Source organism: Sporosarcina sp. UB5 (genome assembly GCF_050859005.1).
Taxonomy (GTDB): Bacteria; Bacillota; Bacilli; order Bacillales_A; family Planococcaceae; genus Sporosarcina.
Map to the genome: position 1 here is coordinate 1710452 of NZ_CP125984.1, position 17471 is coordinate 1727922.

General features: G+C 42.6%; 16 protein-coding genes and 2 pseudogenes. 7 read left to right on the plus strand and 11 right to left on the minus strand.

The genetic code is table 11. From position 1 onward, the window contains the following. Positions 1–52 precede the first annotated feature (52 nt). The 4 genes from QM454_RS08860 to QM454_RS08875 all read right to left on the minus strand — a co-directional run bounded on the left by QM454_RS08860 (position 53) and on the right by QM454_RS08875 (position 3803). Complete coding sequence (locus QM454_RS08860; protein WP_432357047.1) at positions 53–502, minus strand: hypothetical protein; 450 nt, start codon at positions 500–502, stop codon at positions 53–55. A 79-nt stretch (positions 503–581) separates the two neighbouring features. After that, complete coding sequence (locus QM454_RS08865; protein WP_432357049.1) at positions 582–1835, minus strand: S-layer homology domain-containing protein; 1254 nt, start codon at positions 1833–1835, stop codon at positions 582–584. Between the two features lie 330 nt (positions 1836–2165). Next, the gene (locus QM454_RS08870; protein ID WP_432357050.1) at positions 2166–3287 is read right to left on the minus strand and encodes a DUF5667 domain-containing protein; all 1122 of its coding nucleotides are present in this window, start codon (positions 3285–3287) and stop codon (positions 2166–2168) included. An 18-nt stretch (positions 3288–3305) separates the two neighbouring features. Then, on the minus strand, positions 3306–3803 hold the full coding sequence (locus QM454_RS08875) for a hypothetical protein (protein WP_432357052.1): 498 nt from the start codon (positions 3801–3803) through the stop codon (positions 3306–3308). 310 nt (positions 3804–4113) lie between these two features. Between QM454_RS08875 and QM454_RS08880 the strand changes: the two genes are divergently transcribed. Further along, a complete protein-coding gene (locus QM454_RS08880; RefSeq protein WP_432357054.1) occupies positions 4114–5574 on the plus strand; it encodes a CoA-acylating methylmalonate-semialdehyde dehydrogenase in 1461 nt (486 codons plus the stop codon). Positions 5575–5747: 173 nt separating this feature from the next. Here the strand turns inward: QM454_RS08880 and QM454_RS08885 are convergent, their stop codons facing one another. Genes QM454_RS08885 through QM454_RS08905 form a run of 5 tightly spaced genes read right to left on the minus strand, consistent with a single transcriptional unit; the run spans position 5748 to position 10878 of the window. Further along, positions 5748–6698 carry an AEC family transporter gene (locus QM454_RS08885; RefSeq protein ID WP_432357056.1) on the minus strand — a complete coding sequence of 317 codons (951 nt, stop codon included), beginning with the start codon at positions 6696–6698 and terminating at the stop codon, positions 5748–5750. Between the two features lie 58 nt (positions 6699–6756). Next, positions 6757–7908, minus strand: coding sequence for a M20 family metallopeptidase (locus QM454_RS08890; RefSeq protein ID WP_432357058.1), 1152 nt, complete (start codon positions 7906–7908; stop codon positions 6757–6759). Positions 7909–7923: 15 nt separating this feature from the next. Beyond that, a complete protein-coding gene (locus QM454_RS08895) occupies positions 7924–9408 on the minus strand; it encodes a tripartite tricarboxylate transporter permease (RefSeq protein ID WP_432357060.1) in 1485 nt (494 codons plus the stop codon). Between the two features lie 27 nt (positions 9409–9435). After that, positions 9436–9879, minus strand: a complete 444-nt coding sequence (locus QM454_RS08900; RefSeq protein WP_432357062.1) for a tripartite tricarboxylate transporter TctB family protein — start codon at positions 9877–9879, stop codon at positions 9436–9438. A gap of 18 nt (positions 9880–9897) precedes the next feature. After that, the gene (locus tag QM454_RS08905; protein WP_432357063.1) at positions 9898–10878 is read right to left on the minus strand and encodes a Bug family tripartite tricarboxylate transporter substrate binding protein; all 981 of its coding nucleotides are present in this window, start codon (positions 10876–10878) and stop codon (positions 9898–9900) included. A gap of 131 nt (positions 10879–11009) precedes the next feature. On the opposite strand from QM454_RS08905, the gene QM454_RS08910 reads away from it, so the two are divergent. After that, positions 11010–11906 carry a LysR family transcriptional regulator gene (locus tag QM454_RS08910; protein ID WP_432357065.1) on the plus strand — a complete coding sequence of 299 codons (897 nt, stop codon included), beginning with the start codon at positions 11010–11012 and terminating at the stop codon, positions 11904–11906. A gap of 176 nt (positions 11907–12082) precedes the next feature. Beyond that, positions 12083–12319 (plus strand): hypothetical protein, encoded by a 237-nt coding sequence (locus QM454_RS08915; protein ID WP_432357067.1) that lies wholly within the window; start codon positions 12083–12085, stop codon positions 12317–12319. A gap of 68 nt (positions 12320–12387) precedes the next feature. On the opposite strand, the pseudogene QM454_RS08920 reads toward QM454_RS08915, so the two are convergent. Continuing rightward, positions 12388–13333: pseudogene (locus QM454_RS08920) on the minus strand (threonine ammonia-lyase). A gap of 747 nt (positions 13334–14080) precedes the next feature. Between QM454_RS08920 and QM454_RS08925 the strand changes: the two are divergent. The 4 genes and pseudogenes from QM454_RS08925 to QM454_RS08940 all read left to right on the plus strand — a co-directional run bounded on the left by QM454_RS08925 (position 14081) and on the right by QM454_RS08940 (position 16152). Beyond that, on the plus strand, positions 14081–14416 hold the full coding sequence (locus QM454_RS08925; protein WP_432357068.1) for a hypothetical protein: 336 nt from the start codon (positions 14081–14083) through the stop codon (positions 14414–14416). Between the two features lie 320 nt (positions 14417–14736). After that, positions 14737–15009 (plus strand): DUF6429 family protein, encoded by a 273-nt coding sequence (locus QM454_RS08930; protein WP_432357069.1) that lies wholly within the window; start codon positions 14737–14739, stop codon positions 15007–15009. Positions 15010–15015: 6 nt separating this feature from the next. Further along, positions 15016–15483, plus strand: a pseudogene (locus QM454_RS08935) (DUF6933 domain-containing protein); the annotation flags it as partial. Between the two features lie 72 nt (positions 15484–15555). Next, positions 15556–16152, plus strand: a complete 597-nt coding sequence (locus QM454_RS08940) for a plasmid pRiA4b ORF-3 family protein (protein ID WP_432363923.1) — start codon at positions 15556–15558, stop codon at positions 16150–16152. A 174-nt stretch (positions 16153–16326) separates the two neighbouring features. Here the strand turns inward: QM454_RS08940 and QM454_RS08945 are convergent, their stop codons facing one another. Next, the gene (locus tag QM454_RS08945; protein WP_432357070.1) at positions 16327–17436 is read right to left on the minus strand and encodes a signal peptidase I; all 1110 of its coding nucleotides are present in this window, start codon (positions 17434–17436) and stop codon (positions 16327–16329) included. Positions 17437–17471 lie beyond the last annotated feature (35 nt).

Here is a 17471-nt window from a genome sequence, read left to right on the forward strand (position 1 = left end):
AGCGGCTCTTTTGGAGTATGGAGAAAGTCTTAGAATGCATGTCTCCTATAGGCTATTCCTTATCGGATCCGTTTTTTCCTTCTGCAATTATTAAATTCGCCAATCCATTTTCTTCGAATTCCCTTTCGTATTGCTCTTCGATTTCACATAATCTGCGGAAGCGGTCGTCGAGTGTGTTATACATTGCCCCTTCTCGATCAAGATCCCTTTTGGCTAAGTTAGCGGTTAGTTTTTCCCAGAATACATAGTCGTCATTGTTATCGATGATTGGATGTAGCTGAGTTTCGTACTCTTGGGTTGGGAAATAGGCGTTTAATTCACGGTCATAGGGGACGAGGTCTTCGTATCCCATGTCTTTCGCAAACGAGCAAATGTATTGGAACAGTTCTTCATAGTCGACAAATCGATCATCGTCGGATCGGGTTGAATTCGCCATCCACTCTCCTAAATAGGCGAGGTCCAGCAGCGTTTTGAATTGTTTTTTCGTGAAATTGATTTTCATTTGTACAGTCTCCCAGTTCGATTTTCAATTAGTTTACCATAGGAGGCTTGTGGTTCGTGTGACAAGGCATCGATCACAATTATTTTTTGTTCCAACCTTTTTGGTCGAGCCTATAGATGACCGCTGCCATTTGCGCTCTAGTGATTGAGTCATTAATGCCAAATCTTCCATCGCCGTATCCCGCCATAATCCCTTCTTGCCTCATTGTCTCAATGGCGATATAAGCATAGTGATCTTTGTGAACATCGTTGAATGAATTCATAGTAGTTTCCGCGGGCTGTGTATAAAAGCCGGCATTGTAAAAGATTTGAGCCATTTGTGCTCTCGTTAACTTCGTATTGGGTGAGAAATGATTATTGCCTGTGCCGTTCATTAGTTTGTGCTGTGCCATTAAGACGACTGAATCGTGTCCCCAAAAATTAGTAGGTACATCTGTAAAGTAGATTGGTTCAGTTGTTTTCGTCAGTCCTAAGAAATTGCTTAGTATTTTGGCTGCATGCGCTCTTGTGAGACTGGCGTTTGGTTTGAACGTTCCATCTGGGTATCCATTGATCCAACCTTTTTCCGCCAAAAATTCGATTTGTTTTTGAGCCCAATGTCCGTGTATGTCCGTGAACGTTTTCTCATCATACTTGTACAAGTTCCATTCTTCCATCACTTTTCCAACTACGTTTCGATAGTAGTCTCCACCAAGATGGTTATATCCGGCATTCGCAATTTCATATATGTATTGTTTGGATGCGCGTTCGTAACTCCAACCATTTTTCAAATTGGTTGCGTAGTTTATTTTCGCAAACCCATATCGTTTATTTTGAAGAAGTGTGCCTGCTAAGTAATCAACTGCTTCCTTCTGGCTTGAAAACATGCGATACCAGTTATCGACTCTTTTTGCTTCGTCAAAGATAATTCGATCTACACCAAAGTCGGATACGATAGGGACTGTCCCGTTGTTTTCATCAGGTTGCCCTTTCAGTTGCCACCCTTGATCCGGATTGGTCACCCATATTTTTATTCCGAAAATATTATTGGCGTTGACGGCGATTCTCGTCGTTCCATATCCACTCTCGATGACTGCCATTCCGATAATTGCACTCGCAGGAATGCCCCATTTTGCACTAGCCTCTTTTGCGTAATTCGAGATTTCCTTAATGAAATTTACTCTGTCATTCATAGATGGGTTGTATGTCGGCATGTACGCATTGCTATTTCGACCCGCTTCGGTATTTTCGAAAGGTAAGTAGTTTTGTGAACTAGCACTTACAATCGTCGCGTTTATCGACAACAATAAGAGAATGCTAACGAGAAAGATTGCAATTCTATTTATTATGGACACGATAATTCTCCCTTTAATAGTATTCTCGGAGTATATCTATTTATCCGATGTGCCTATTATAATAGAAACCTCTTTGCTATTGGGGCGAAAACGTGATTTATAGTTTGGTAAATAGGACCGGTGGATGGTGGGTATTCCAGTTGTGAGTGGCCTCATTGCTTCGCGCGAGAATACTTGAAATGTTGCGAGGGAAATCATTACTTGAAGGGTGCCTAATACCTCATGTTTATACGTTAAAACCCCTCACTAATACCGATAGTGAGGGGTTATTGAGTGCGGCGATCTCGCCTTATTATTTGTTGCTACATTCATCTCTTGTTATGTGCGATGTCAGTCTTCATCTTCCTCATCATTATCGTCATCCTCTAATGATTTCTTGGAATCTTTTTCAGCTTTTTTAGCAGCTCTTTCTTCCTCTGCTTTTGCCCTTTCAGCTGCTCTTTCAGCCGATTCTTGTGCTTTCTCTTGTTCCTTTTTCAGCTTTTCAGCGGCTCTTTCTTGCTCTTTTTCAGCCGCTCTTTCAGCTGCTTCTTGTGCTTTCTCTTGTTCCTTTTTCAGTTTTTCGTCGGCTCTTTCTTGTTCTTTTTCAGCCTTTTCAGCCGCTCTCTCAGCCGCTTCTTGTGCTTTCGCTTGTTCTTTTTTCAGCTTTTCAGCTGCTCTTTCTTGCTCTTTTTCAGCTGCTTTTTGTGCTTTCTCTTCTTCCTTCTTCAGCTTTTCAGCGGCTTTCTCTTCTTCTTTCTTTAGTTTCTCAGCAGCTTTCTCTTCCTCTTTCTTAGCCTTTTCAGCAAACTTCTCTGCTTGTTTCGCTACTTTCTCAGCAGCCTCTTCTTCCTCTTCAATTGCATCTTCAATTGCGTCTTCAATGGCCTCTTCTGTATCCTCAATTGCATCAATGGCATCCTCAATAGAATCTTCATCGTCTTTGCCCTTCGCAAGCTTGTCCTTTATTTTTGCAATCGCTCGTTCGACAGACCGTTCATGCTTTTCCATAGCATTTACAATGCCCTTTTTCGCTTGAGCTGGAAAGTCATCTCGTTCAAGCAAGGCACGTAGCCGCTCTGTACGTTTGGCAAACTTTGCTCGTAAAAGATCTTCAATGGAACTTGATTCAGATACTTGTTCCTCTGGATTCGTTGGTTCGGTTTCAAGGACAGCCTCCAACTCTCCAACGTGACCATTTAAATCTTCTAAGACGCGCTCAGCTGTCGCCTCATCATTTTCCTCTAAAGCAACTTCAGCCTCAGCTAAACGCTTGTCCGCATATTCGTCTTGCAGAAGAGCTTTTTCAGTTGCGTCTTCAGTCAGATTATACTCTGCTTCTTCCATTAGTCGAACCGTTTCATATACTTCAGAAGAAGGATTTACAATTTCAGAAGCTCCGACTTCTTCTGCGTACGCAGAACCACTTACAACAAACGACCCTATTAAAATTCCTGCTACTATTTTCTTCAATATTCCCATCTACCTTTCTCACTTGAAGTTTATATTTTTTTGAAATTCATCAAACAAAACTTTGTTTTTTTCATATTGAGGAGCTGGTGTCATAAAAATGATCATCTTTGTTGAGTTGGAATCTCGTTCAAACTTTATATGAGAACGAATACTTTCCTTCCGATCCGAAGTAAAAGAAAGCGTATTTTCACTCTCCTCTTGAATAGAAACATTTCCAACCCCTGTAAGGACTTCCTTCTTTATTTCATCTATCGACTTCTCATTGGATAAGATAGACACAATAATAGTGGATTTTTCATTAACAAAACTAACATTCAATGGGTTTTCCACTTCTTTTAAAAGAGTCCACCCCGGGACTTCACCTATTGTCAGGCCAAATTCTTCGTTAACATACAGGGAGGCTTGCTCTGTTGATTCTGTCTCATGGGGTTGCTCTTCTGCTGAAGATTGTTGATGTCCACATCCAGCTAGAACGACAAGTACTATTAACAGAGGCAAAGCTAACTTCATCTTCAAATTTGTTCACCTCAAATCTTAGTTAACTTCTATTACTAACGTATCATATTGCGAAAATAAAACTATATCTGAAATACCTATTTTGAAATATGGGACTATATATATTGTAATATACCAATATTAGATAGTTTCCTTTTTATTCCGGACGGAAATAGTGAGTTACTAGGATTGTCGACCTCCTGAAAGGGGATAAATGGCTACTAACCAACAACATTTTAAGTGAACAATTTTCAGATTGTAGGTATTGTATAATATGAATAGAGAAGAAGGCGCTGGTAGTTAGAAGTGATAGAGAATAGGGGGAATAGAAATGACGCAATTGACGGTAGAAAAGCTTTCGAATTTTATTAATGGAAAATGGGTAAAATCGAAGACGAATCAATATGAGCAAGTACCGAATCCAGCAACGGGGGAAGTTTTAGCTGAAGTGCCTATTTCCACTTTGGAAGATTTAAACGAAGCGGTGTCGGCTGCGAAGGAAGCATTTAAATCGTGGAGAAAAGTTCCGGTTCCGCAACGGTCTCGTATTTTATTCAAATACCAACAACTGCTCGTGGAAAACTGGGAGTCTTTAGCGAAGCTCATTACGATGGAAAACGGTAAGAACTATACTGAAGCGTATGGTGAAGTGCTTCGCGGGATTGAGTGTGTAGAATTTGCGGCAGGGGCACCTACATTAATGATGGGGAATCAGCTGCCGGATATCGCGACGGGCGTCGAATCGGGGATGTATCGCTATCCGCTAGGGGTTATTGGCGGAATTACGCCGTTCAACTTCCCAATGATGGTGCCTTGCTGGATGTTTCCGCTTGCGATTGCGACGGGCAATACATTTGTATTAAAGCCTTCGGAGCGAACGCCATTACTTGCAAATCGTTTGGCGGAATTGCTTCAGGAGGCGGGTCTTCCGGATGGGGTATTTAACGTCGTTCATGGCGCGCATGATGTTGTGAATGGTATTTTGAAGCACGAAGACATACCGGCCGTCTCGTTTGTCGGGTCTCAGCCGGTCGCTGAATATGTATACAAAACAGGAACGTCATACGGCAAGCGCGTTCAGGCACTTGCAGGCGCGAAAAACCATACGATTGTCATGCCGGATGCGGATCTTGACTTAACCGTGACGAACATTATTAATGCGGCTTTTGGTTCAGCTGGGGAAAGATGTATGGCATGTGCAGTTGTTGTAGCTGTTGGCGATGTAGGGGATGCGCTCGTTGAGAGGCTTGTTGAGGAATGCGAGAACATGACAATTGGAAATGGTTTGGAGGAAGGTGTGTTCTTAGGCCCAGTCATTCGTGACGCACATAAAGACCGTACACTCGGCTACATTCAGTCAGGGGTTGACGAAGGGGCAAAATTGGTTCGGGATGGACGAAATGACAAGTCTTCCTCAGAGGGCGGTTATTTCGTTGGTCCAACAATTTTTGATAACGTTACAACCGACATGAAAATTTGGAAGGAAGAAATCTTTGCACCGGTTTTATCCGTCGTCCGCGTGGATACACTCGATGAGGCGATCGAACTTGCAAACAAGTCGGATTTTGCGAACGGTGCATGTTTATTCACAGACAGCGCGAAAGCAATTCGTCAATTTAGAGACGAAATCGACGCTGGAATGCTTGGCGTGAACTTAGGGGTACCGGCACCGATGGCATTCTTCCCATTCTCCGGCTATAAAAAGTCGTTCTACGGCGATCTGCATGCAAATGGACGTGATGGCGTCGAGTTTTATACACGGAAGAAGATGTTGACGGCGCGGTATTTATGATTTGGTTGATGAAATAGATAGGAAGTCGATTTGTTGAATCGGCTTCCTTTTTCTGTTTTTTTTGGTGCCTGGCGGCGATGCAAGTGGATGTGTTTGCGCTCGTAAAACTGGTTGAGGCGCTCGTAAAAATGGCCGCACGCTCGTAAATTCGTTTTAGCGCTCGTAAAAATGAATCAAAGCACCAACAAATTCAACAAATAAATCATTACCGGTATCGTTAGCAATGCGGCGAGTGTGGAGACGATGGTCGTAATTACACCCATCTCCTCGTCCGCGGAATACTTAGCGAAAAGAATTGATGAAAGTGTTAAAGTTGGCATCGCTGCCTGGATGAGTAAGGTTTGCTGCATGACTAGATTAAGTGACAATGTTTTTCCGATTAAGACGGCGAAAATCGGTAAGAGAATTAGCTTAACCGTCATCGGTAGCCATAGTGTCGACCGCGATCGTTGTAGTCCTCGCACAGATTTAGTTTGAAAAAGGTTCATCATCATAATGCCGATATAGAACATGGCGAGCGGGGCTGCGATGGCTGCTAAACGATCGAACAGGTCTTGAATGAGAAACGGTGGACGGTAGTTGAAAAGAGCCATTGACACACCGACAATGATCGCGATAATTGGAGGGTTAATCATTGTGCGCAGCATGCCAAGTCCGATTTGGCGGTCTTTTTGAAGCATGAGCGCACCAACTGTCCAAATTGTAAAGTCGACACCCGCATCGAACATCGCAGCATATAACGCCCCTTCCGGACCTAGCAGTACAGCGCAGAGCGGAATTCCGATAAATCCTGTATTCCCTAAGCCAGATAGAATCGCGAGTTCTTTTGCCCGGTCGACATTCTTATGAAAGACAACAGCAAAAAGATAACCTATCCCGATACCGAGTACGTTAATGCCGATTGACAGAATGAATACGAGAAGGATTTTTTGAAGCAAGTCGCCGTCAATTTCCACTTGTAAAATGCTTGATAAAATAATGCACGGCATGCCGACGTTTACAATGAGGCTAACGAAGACGTTTCGTGTATCTTCATTAAAATGGAACGTTCGGGAAAGGATGACGCCGATCGTAATCATTAAGGTGATGATGCCAATGGAGTGAAAAATGAGACCGAGTGTCAACGGGTTGCCTCCTTTCGTACTAGAAAGCACTGTGCATTACGCACAGTGCTCAACTTACTTAGTTATCGGTTTTGAGAAACGTAATAATGGAATGAACGAGCAGCAACGTTCTTGATTCAAAACTGTCAAGTTCCATATATTCATCTATTCCGTGCCAGTTTCCGCCTACTGGACCTATTCCGCAAATTGTTGGGATGCCTAACGAAGCGGTGAATCCTGCGTCAGCTGCGCCCTTTGTACGTTGTTCAGTTACAGGAATTCCGAGCTCAGTGCCTGCACGTTGGACGACGCGGAATAATTTTTCGACACCGCTATGCTTTTCCATCGGCAACATGCCAATGCCGCCGGATAATGTACTTTTCGATCCTTCGATATAGGAATGGTCGACAATTTTACGGATTTTCTCGACGGTTTGTTCGTACTGATCGATTGTCCAAAAAGCGAGATGAATCGTCGCTGATGCAGATGGAGAGACGACATTATTGCCAATTCCGCCTTGAATTTTGCCGAAGTTGACTGTTATCCCTTTTTCGATATCCATTAGTTTTTTAATTTCAATCATCTTTCTCGCAAGCTCATCGTTCGCACTTATCCCATTTTCAATAAAAGCTCCTGAGTGGGCTGCTTTTCCTTCTACGTCAATTCTTAAATGGGCAGACCCTTTACGCGCTGTGACGACCGAGCCATCCGGGCGACCTGGCTCAAGGTTAAATACAGCAAGTGCATTGGCGGCTCGTTCTTCGATAATCGATCTGGAATTGGGGGACCCAATTTCTTCGTCAGACGTGAAGAGAAGTTCGATTTCGCAAATGTCCTCTTTTGCAAGCTCTTTAAGAGTTGCTGCGGCTTCCATCATTGTGACAAGTCCAGATTTCATATCTGATACGCCGGGGCCTCGAAGTACATTGTCGTCAATGACAAACGGACGCTCATTTGCCGTGCCGACTGGAAAAGCTGTGTCCATATGCCCCATAAGTAGAATTTTACCAGGCCGTTTTCCAGTTACCGTGGCAATGATCGTATCCCCATAGTTTTCGTGTCGTTTTATTTCAAATGGTATGCCATCCCCGTCAAGCCGCTGCCGGATCAACTGTCCTACATCGTCAACGGACTGCTTGTCCAAAGCTGAACTATCCGTATTTACTAATTGTTCCAGAAAACCAATTGCTGAAGGCTGCCGCTCCTTTATGTAACGCGAAATCTTCTCCATTTGCTTGTAACCTCCTTACGCTTCTAATTTTCTTTTTCGCCATTCTTTCAAAATAATGACCGCGAATATCGTGAGCGTAACAGCGAGAATCGATGCGCTCACGGGACGGGTGGCGAAGATGGACAGATCATTTTGCGATAATAGCATTGAACGGCGGAAGTTCGTTTCGAGAATTGGTGCCAAAATTAATGCCAACAACATCGGCGCAAGTGGTAGACCGACTTTTAACATTAAGTAGCCTAGCAATCCGAATACGAGCATAATTAGCACGTCAAAAGTTGAGTTTGCAATTGAATACGAACCGAGCACGCAAAGGACGACGATTGCTGGCATCAAAATTTGTTCCGGGATTTTAAGTATTTTCGGGAACACTTTTGAAGCTCCTAAACCTAACACGAGCATGAAAATGTTCGCTAGGATTAATGCAATGAAAATTCCATAGACGATATCGCCATTTGTCGTAAATAGCATCGGACCTGGTGTTAGCCCTTGAATCATTAGAGCGCCAAGCATAACGGCGGTTATGACATCTCCTGGAATACCAAGTGTCAACAGGGGAACGAGGGCGCCGCCTGTCACCGCGTTATTTGCTGATTCAGTTGCAGCAATTCCATCGATATTTCCTTTACCAAATGAAGATTTATCTTTTGCTGTTCGTTTCCATTCGTTGTAAGCGACAAATGAGGCGACACCAGATCCAGTCGCTGGAATAATGCCGACAAATGTTCCGATAGCGGACGAGCGCAATAAATTGAACCAGTTCCGTTTTACTTCTGTAGCTTTTAGACCGATAGAAGAATTGCCGATTTTACTTCTCAGTTGTTCTGATTTCCCTTCGAGACGGCTTAATACTTCCGAGATGGCAAATAGTCCAACGAGCGCCGGTACGACACCAATCCCATTCAATAAGTTTGCATTATCAAACGTAAATCGGTTAATGCCCGTAATAGGATCCATTCCGATAACCGCAATGAACAGACCGATGAGTCCGGCGATAATTCCCTTTAATAAAGAGTCGCCTGAAACTCCAGCAACAATTGAAATGCCAAACAAGGCGAGGGCAAAGTATTCTGGAGGTCCAAACGACAGAGCTACTTTCGCGAGTTGAGGTGCGATGAAAATGAGAGCGATACAACTAAACAATCCGCCGATGACCGATGCAACTGTCGTCATCGTCAACGCCTTCTTCGCTTCTCCCTTTTTTGTTAACGCAGGCCCTTCTAAAAGAGTAGCTGCTGCAGCTGCAGTACCAGGCGTGCCAACGAGAATTGCTGTAATGGAGCCAGCATATACCGCTCCTACATATACGCCGAGTAGGGCACTAAACCCAACTACTGGATCTAACCCAAATGTAAGCGGGATGAGTAGTGCGACCCCCATCGTTGCAGTTAAGCCGGGAAGTGCGCCAAAAACAATTCCAAGTCCTACACCGAGTATGTTGGCAAGAATTGCGGCCGGTGCTAATGCGAATATTAAACCAGCGATGAATTCTTGAGACATGGAGTATCCTCCTTTCGAAACATTAATTTAAGGTAGTGGAATTTTGAATGCGATTGTGAAGATGAAATAGAGTAAAATCGGCAGGACAACCGAGACACTTGCGAGCAACCGAACGTTCCGTAATCCGAAAATCCATTGGCTTGCAAATAGGAACAAGATCGTAGAAATGATAAACCCTGCCGCAAAGAAAAGCAGTATATACGTTATTAACAATGCAGTGAACAACAGTACTTTTTTCACAACTAACCGATCGATCTGAATGCGTGGGAGGCTCTTCTCTTTTTTAAGACGAAGAGCTCCTCCCGACATTAGGAAGGTTGCACTGATTGCCAAGAGCGTTAAAATTAATTTCGGAAAAAAGTCTGGACCGTATGTTTGTCCGTTTCCAAATTGTCCGGCCATCACGAACCCTATTACCGATAGTAGTAATAGGATTCCCCCTGTAGAGATGTCTGCAATTTCTTTTCTCATGTACACATCCCTCCTTGATTAGTTGTTTAGCGATTGTATTACTTCTTTATTCTTTTCATTCTCTTCGATTGTTTTCTTCGTAAAGTCTTCAGAATTTAGGTAAGCAATTGGCAAACCTGCTTTCTTAAACTGGTCAATGACGTCTTCAGATTCGAGCGCCTTCTTAATGCTTTCCTCGAGTTTGCTCACGATGTTGTCCGGTGTATCTTTTGGTGCCATAAATCCGAACCATGCGCCACTGCTAATTAATTCATAACCAAGTTCTTTAAACGTAGGTACATCTGGTAAGTCTTTCAATCGTTCGTCAGAAGTGACCGCTAAAATTGTAAGTCCGTTTCCGTTATGAGGAAGTAGTTCAGAAATTGTGTTAACAGATGCATCAACATGATTGCCGAGCAATGCAGTTACTGCTTCCGCTCCGCCTTCAAACGGAATATGCTCCATTGCGAGATCTCCTTGGCTTTGAACAAACGCAGCCGTTACGACATGCTGGTGAAGTCCTGCGCCAGTCGTTCCGTATGTCACTGTTTCTTTTCTCGCAATTTCAAGCAATTCATTTAAACTACTAATACCAGAAGTCGAATTGACAGCAATTCCGTATGGTGCTTCTGAAATTTGAGCAATTTGCTTGAAGTCTTTTGTAACGTCGTATCCTACATTATTTGCATTCGGTGTGAGTGTAGAAGGGCCTACCGCTGTTAGAATGATATTGTAACCGTCCGGCTTTGCCGTTTTGACAGCAGTCATTCCAGTAGAACCTGCACCGCCAGGCTTTGAAATAATATTAACCGTCTGCCCTAGATCTTTCTGAATGGAATCACTAATAATACGTGCTTGAAGATCTGCGCTACCCCCTGCGGCATACGGTATCGTCACCGATATGGCGCGTGACGGATAATTATCATTTTTGTTTGCGTCCGATGCACTGCCACTACAGGCAGCTAACCCCATTAGTAATCCCCCAGCTATTAAAGCGCTTGCAATCTTTTTCAATTTCATTCCAATTCCCTCCTTGTGAAGTACTGATTCAAAATTTGTTGTAATTTGAATCTTATATTGAAATCGTTTACATGTAAAATATATAATAAGACTACTATGTATATAAAAAATATATAAAGGGGGTATGCTTTTTGGATTTTGATAGGCTACGGTACTTTATTATGGTTGTAGAAACAGGCTCTATATCAAAAGCAGCAATTGCTTTAAATATGACCCAACCACCTCTCAGCATTGCGATTCGGAAATTGGAAGAAGAATTAGATGTGAGTCTGTTCAAACGGAGTGGCAAACGACTTACGTTGACGGATTCTGGTCAGCTCCTTTACGATCGTGGAAAACAATTACTGCTTTCTACAATGGAAATTATGAAAGAAGTTGCTGAACATGATGCCGAACAGTTCGGAACGGTAACGATCGGTTGCTCGACAATTGCTAACATCACAATCATCCCGGAAGTCGTAAAACGTCTAAATGAACGTGGCAGTCGAATTACAATCCGTGTGCTTGAAGGGAATACCGCTTTTATTTTGGAACAACTTCGTCTTCATAAAATGGATATTGGGCTTGTCCGAAATATTTTCGACAAGAAAGACTTTCATACGACCGCCTTACTAACCGAATCTCTTTACGTTGCGCTGCCACCCGGACACCCGTTAGCCGATCGAAAAACAGTCGAATTAAAAGAACTTAAAAACGAAAATTTTCTAATGCCGCACACAACGCTCGGATATGGCATCTCTGACTTTATTTTAGAAGGATGCGATGCAGCAGGCTTTACACCTAACATCATTTATTGGGGTACCGAAACGTTCCCGATGCTGAACATGGTTCGAGAAAATCTTGGAATCGCGTTCGCTCCCGCTTTATTCCGAAACATTACCAACTATGAACTCCCGCCTCTCGTTGAGCTCATTAATCCAACGATCGAAGCGAAGCTCAACCTAGTTACGCTGAAAAATACGATTAAAACCGCTGCTACGGAACAGTTTTTGGAAGTGACGAAGGAAGTGATTGAGGAGTTGAGGTAGGGGGGACGTAGCAAGCGAGGCAGGAAATATTAACAATTGTACATTCGATTTTCTGAAGTGTTGTGTACCTTGAACTATACGCGGAATTATACTTATAGGTAGGTCTATCCTTGTCGCGATTCAAATAAAAAACAAAATCATGATATAGTAAAAGAAAAAAGATAGGGCGAACGAATATGTTTTGGAATTATCGAGTTTTAAAGTTGAAATGGCCGCAGAGCGGTTCTATTTATTATGAAATCCATGAAGTTTATTATGATGAGGATGGGAATCCGCGATCCTGGGCAGAAAGCCACAATGTACTGGCTGATGAGGGGCTTGAGGAATTGAAGGAAACATACGACTATATCCGGAATGCATTCGAGATGCCGGTGCTTGAGATTGTGGATGGAAAGTTAATTGAAGTGAAATAGAAGGAAAGAGCTGCTCTCTATGTAGGTTGAGCGGCTCTTTTTGATTTTGGTATTTAAAGTCACTTCATTTATACAATCAATTGATGAACTTTATCTAAATCAACGTTTCCGCCAGAGATGACGGTTACGATGTTTTTGCCTTGGATGTTTAGTTTGAATAGAGCTGCTGCGATCGTCGTGGCGCTTGATGGTTCGATCAGTTGTTTCGTTCGTTCCATAACGAGGCTGAACGCTTGTCGGATTTCGTCTTCGCTAACAAGAACGAGGTCGTCTAGATATTTCATTAGGACAGGGAAGGTTAGGTCGCCTGGTTGGCTCGTTCTTAGTCCGTCGGCAATGGTAGTTGTGGGTCCGATTGCGGTTATTTTCTTGTTTTGCAATGATAGGTAAGTATCATTGGCAAGCTCAGGTTCTACACCGATTACTTTTATTTTCGGATTCGTTTCTTTAATGGCAGTAAGGATTCCGGAGATTAGGCCACCGCCTCCGATCGGGACGATGATGGCGTCAACGTTTTCCACCTGGTCTAAAATTTCTAAGCCAATTGTTCCTTGCCCTGCCATAATGAAGGGGTCGTCATAAGGTGGGATGAATATACCGTTTTCTTGATTGGCAATTGCTTGTGCTCTTGGTAATCGCTCTGCAGAAGTCGTCCCGCACATTTCGATTTTGCCGTTGTAAGCCTTGGATTGCGTTCATCTTGCATTTGCTAACATCTTCAGGAACGACGATTGTTGCTGGAATTCCGTATTTATTTGCAACGTAGGCAACGGCTTGGCCGTGGTTGCCTGATGACGCTGCTGTCACATACTTCGCACCGTTTTCAATCGCGTGGATGACTTTATTACTTGCTCCTCGTATTTTAAACGAACCTGTCTTTTGTAAATGCTCCGATTTTAAGAAGAGCTGATTTCCACTTAGTTTAGAGAGTTGTTCTGATTGTAGAATTGGTGTTACGTATGTGATATTGCTAATTCGTTCTCTGGCTTCTTTAATATCTTTTAATGTGATTATGTTGTTCACCCTCCTGCAATATATTTTTCAATTAATAAAAGCACGCCCTTCGGCATGCTCTCCCCCAATCTACTACTCCTATTGCTGTTTTCTTCTTCTAACATGTCCACAACGAATGCATTTGTTGGAATAGTAGTCCATCCGGTGATATCCGGATAGCTTGCACATCCATTTCCCCAACCACTTGGCCATAAAATACCCCTTTCTTTTAACGGACTAGTGTGTAAAAAGAAGTGTATTGTTTGAATAATGACACATTAATTATATACCATTTATGTAGAATTACCTATATATTTTCGGAATATTTATTCGCTGATATTCGACTGCGCATTTCGACCTAAAATGACAGGGAGAGTGAGGGTTACGTACGCCGGTAAGCGACTCATGGCAAGGTGCCTGTGTGAGACACTATTCTGTTTATTCACTACAATTGTATAAGTTGAAAATGGAAAGCCCATTAAATTAATGTTTAATTATCTACCTTTTGTATTTTTATAACTAATATTGAGTTATCATAATTGAGTCTTGCACAGTGTGCGAAACAATTCAGTTTATTCGCTACAATTGTATATTGTAAAAGGGAGAGGCGGTTATATGCGTAAGTGGCTGCATAATTGTTGTATTTATATAGGTATTGGTGAATTGTTATAAAAGTGTGTTGCACAGGCACCAATATTTCATTATTATCGTACAAAAGGAAGGACTTTTTAACCTTACGTCGAATTGGTGTTTAGGGGGGATAAGGATTTGAAAAACATTGTTAATGTGCCGGAGGAGTTGCTTGCCGGGAGGATCTTGCTGTCTGAAATCATAAACCGGGACTACGATAAAATTGCGCTTATACTGTTAGGTGAAAATATGGATCCTCGGAATTACAGAGAAGAGCTTTCCATCATCCGCCTTTACTTGTTTATGAAGGAGGGAGGGGACTACTTATACGAGAAAGAGCTCGATGCATTCTCCTTCAAGGGCATGGCACCAGCTTTAGATTTTTTGGAAGCGTTTCCAAAAATGTCGGCGTTGGATTATTTATCGAGAGCAAATGCGCCGAGTAGAATTTTGGATGGATATCGGGTGGATTGAGGGGTTGAGAGACAGAGAGGTTCTACTGCCTTCATAAGGTGCCTGTGCAGAATACAATTCAGTTTATTAACTACAATTGTATAAACGGGAAATAGGAAGCTCATCAAGTTAGCGTTTGATGAACTTCCTATTGTATTTTTATTAGTGTCGTTGAATTGTCATAAATGTGTGATGCACAGGCGCCTTTATTGGATCCTTTTATGCTTATTTGAAAGCAGCTGACAACACAACGAATCACGGCTACTGGCATGTTCCATCATTGAAGATCACCAGCCATTCCCATACACTATCGGTAGAAGCATATCGAAAGGGGCATATCTATGGAGAAACAAATCAAGGAATTGACTTTAATGCTGCTATATATGACGTCATGGGAAGAGGATGAATTTACGGATGGGTTGAGAAGGAGTTGGAAGGGATATCCTTTTAGCACGCTGGATGCTTTATCTGAAGAGGATTGGATAAGAGGAAGCAATCGCTCAAAATCTGTCTATTTGACGGAAGCAGGAATACGAGAGGCAAAGGCGTTAATGAAGAAATTTAGTCTAATGAATAACGACCATTCGATACAGGACAAGCATGGGAAGGAATGATGATTTATGAGAATTCATTCAACGAAAAAACTGTTAGATCAGATTCCATTTGATCTTGCGGTGGGTGTAGGTGAAGAGGGGAATCCGCTTTTTTCATGGCACGCTCATTTAATTGTCATTGATAGGCGGAAGGCTGTTGTGCTGATGAACGATCAGAGCCGGTATGCAATTGTGTAATATGGCTTAAAAGCGAAGGATTTCAAGAGGTTGGATGACTTAATTGTTGAGGCGATCGGAGAAACGTTCAAGTCGGAGCGTATTAGTGAGGGGGCTATTGAACAATATCTTGGGGCGGCGGGTGCTGTAACGTTCCACAAAACGAAGAATCGTTCCATGGTTGCTAGATTGAATCAGGCAATTGATCATGTATGGGTTTACGCCAGGGATTTGGACAAGGAAGTTCTTATTAATTCGCATGTGAGTAAAAATGCGAGCCGGCTGTTAACGGGTGGCGGCAGTTTGCCGGCTACTTATCCATATGAGGAAATGTTCAAGGGCTTGGAATCCTTGATTGGTGATTCGATTTTTAATACGAAAGCCGCTGTTATGAAAGTATCGATGCAGCTCGAGGACCATTCCATTTGGAGAAGACTTATCGTGCCACTTGATATGAGTTTTTCTGCGATGCACGAGGTTTTGCAAATCGCGTTTAATTGGCAGGACTATCATTTGCATGAATTTTATTTGTATGATGAATCCAAAACGGACGAGTCTGAAAATGACTATTCTGATACGTATACATCGTTTGGATACCGCCCGGTGTTAAACGTTGTGATGAACGAAGAGGCTATGGCGTACGACTATGACATTGAGATGAAGTTGGAAAAGGGGCTTTTGCTCTCCAATTTTATTCCACCACATACGTATATGAAGTATATTTACGACTTCGGCGACAGTTGGCGACATGAAATTGTTATTGAGGAAATTGTGACGAAAGAAGGCCTTCGATCACCGGTATGCTTGGAAGGGGAAGGAACTGCGCCTCCGGAAGATTGTGGAGGCGAGACAGGGTTTAATGAATTTCTGGAAATTATAAACGACCCGTCCCATCCTGAATACGAATCGATGCAGAGTTGGGCGAGGATGCAGCTGTATCGTGAGTTTAATATGGAATTGGTGAATAGGCGATTGAGGAAGTTGTAATAGGACGTGCCTGTGGGGTAAACAATTCAGTTTATTAACTACAATTGTATAATGTCACATTAAAAAGTCAGCCATATCAATAAATGGCTGACTTTTTAATGTGTTTTTATGCCAAATATTGAATTGTTATAAATGTGTGTTGCACAGCCGCCTACACAATTTAGACGCAATTCATTAAAACGGCAATGCTGCCCGCATCCGTCTTTGCTTATTCCGCAGCACATTAAACATTTTTCTTCTCATTCTTCCATCGATGAATGGATAAACGATTAACGGTAAGCCAGGCACCAATGATACTGCTGCAAGGGCTAGCCAGTAACTTTTCTGTGCGAGGAAGTAGATGAATGATGATGGTAAAAACGGATAGAACAATCCTACCTTTATAGAGGTGTCGTATGAACCGGGTGTTACTGCATGCACCGTGAATTCTGTCTCAAGTTGTTGGCCGGGCGACAGTGATAGGCTGTTATGGCTTAACGTGACTTGATTATCGTCAGTTGTAATTGCCCCGATCAGTTTGAAGAAACCTCCATTGGAAAGGTCCGATAATGGATTTGTTACGGACTCGCCTACTTTTAAGATGCCGACTGCACTACCCATTAGGACTCCTTGGTTTTCTTCGGATACTTCATACATGAGCTTTAACGTTTGGCTGGAAGCGAGCATGGTCGCCCCCATTATAACGGATATCGTGACCCCACCTACTATATAGATGAGTTGTAAATCCATGCCTTTATTTTTCTTCTGATGTTTCTTCTTTCCGGACAATAATTCCCCGATCCCAATAATGATTGCGATAACGACTGCTATCCCAGGAAGAGTGTAGGGACTACTTTGATAATCTTCAGCCCAAAGTGATAAGTACCCTAGTTTAGGAATAACAATTGGTACTTCACCGATCGTAAACGCTTTTCCCGCAATCATATGCCGCTCGATCATCCCTGCTCCATCTTGCTGATCGGTCGTTTCATTTGCATCCCCTTTTGTAATAAAACCCTGGTCCGCATCGCCATCAATGACTCTATGAGCAATCCAGCCTTTATTAGAAAGACTCCCTTTTTCAGTTTTGAAAAAGATGATATCTCCATTTTTGACAAGGTCGCTCTCTTTCATGTTGTGAAGGATGACCATGTCGCCACGTTCCCAGACGGGGTACATGCTGTTTGAACGAATGACTGTTAGCAAAACTGGCTTGCCGGTTATTGCCGATCCAACTGCTGCAATTAATGTACATAAGATGCCGATTACTAATACGAGGTTAAGTATTTTGGAAAGTATCTTCATGCAACCCCTCCCTGTTTCAATTTTATTGCAAATGA

Coding starts and splice junctions, on each gene's coding strand:
- QM454_RS08860 (WP_432357047.1), bottom strand. CDS start 502: ATGAAAATCAATTTCACGAAAAAACAATTCAAAACGCTGCTGGACCTC.
- QM454_RS08880 (WP_432357054.1), top strand. CDS start 4,114: ATGACGCAATTGACGGTAGAAAAGCTTTCGAATTTTATTAATGGAAAA.
- QM454_RS08890 (WP_432357058.1), bottom strand. CDS start 7,908: ATGGAGAAGATTTCGCGTTACATAAAGGAGCGGCAGCCTTCAGCAATT.
- QM454_RS08895 (WP_432357060.1), bottom strand. CDS start 9,408: ATGTCTCAAGAATTCATCGCTGGTTTAATATTCGCATTAGCACCGGCC.
- QM454_RS08900 (WP_432357062.1), bottom strand. CDS start 9,879: ATGAGAAAAGAAATTGCAGACATCTCTACAGGGGGAATCCTATTACTA.
- QM454_RS08905 (WP_432357063.1), bottom strand. CDS start 10,878: ATGAAATTGAAAAAGATTGCAAGCGCTTTAATAGCTGGGGGATTACTA.
- QM454_RS08915 (WP_432357067.1), top strand. CDS start 12,083: ATGTTTTGGAATTATCGAGTTTTAAAGTTGAAATGGCCGCAGAGCGGT.
- QM454_RS08930 (WP_432357069.1), top strand. CDS start 14,737: ATGGAGAAACAAATCAAGGAATTGACTTTAATGCTGCTATATATGACG.
- QM454_RS08940 (WP_432363923.1), top strand. CDS start 15,556: ATGAAAGTATCGATGCAGCTCGAGGACCATTCCATTTGGAGAAGACTT.
- QM454_RS08945 (WP_432357070.1), bottom strand. CDS start 17,436: ATGAAGATACTTTCCAAAATACTTAACCTCGTATTAGTAATCGGCATC.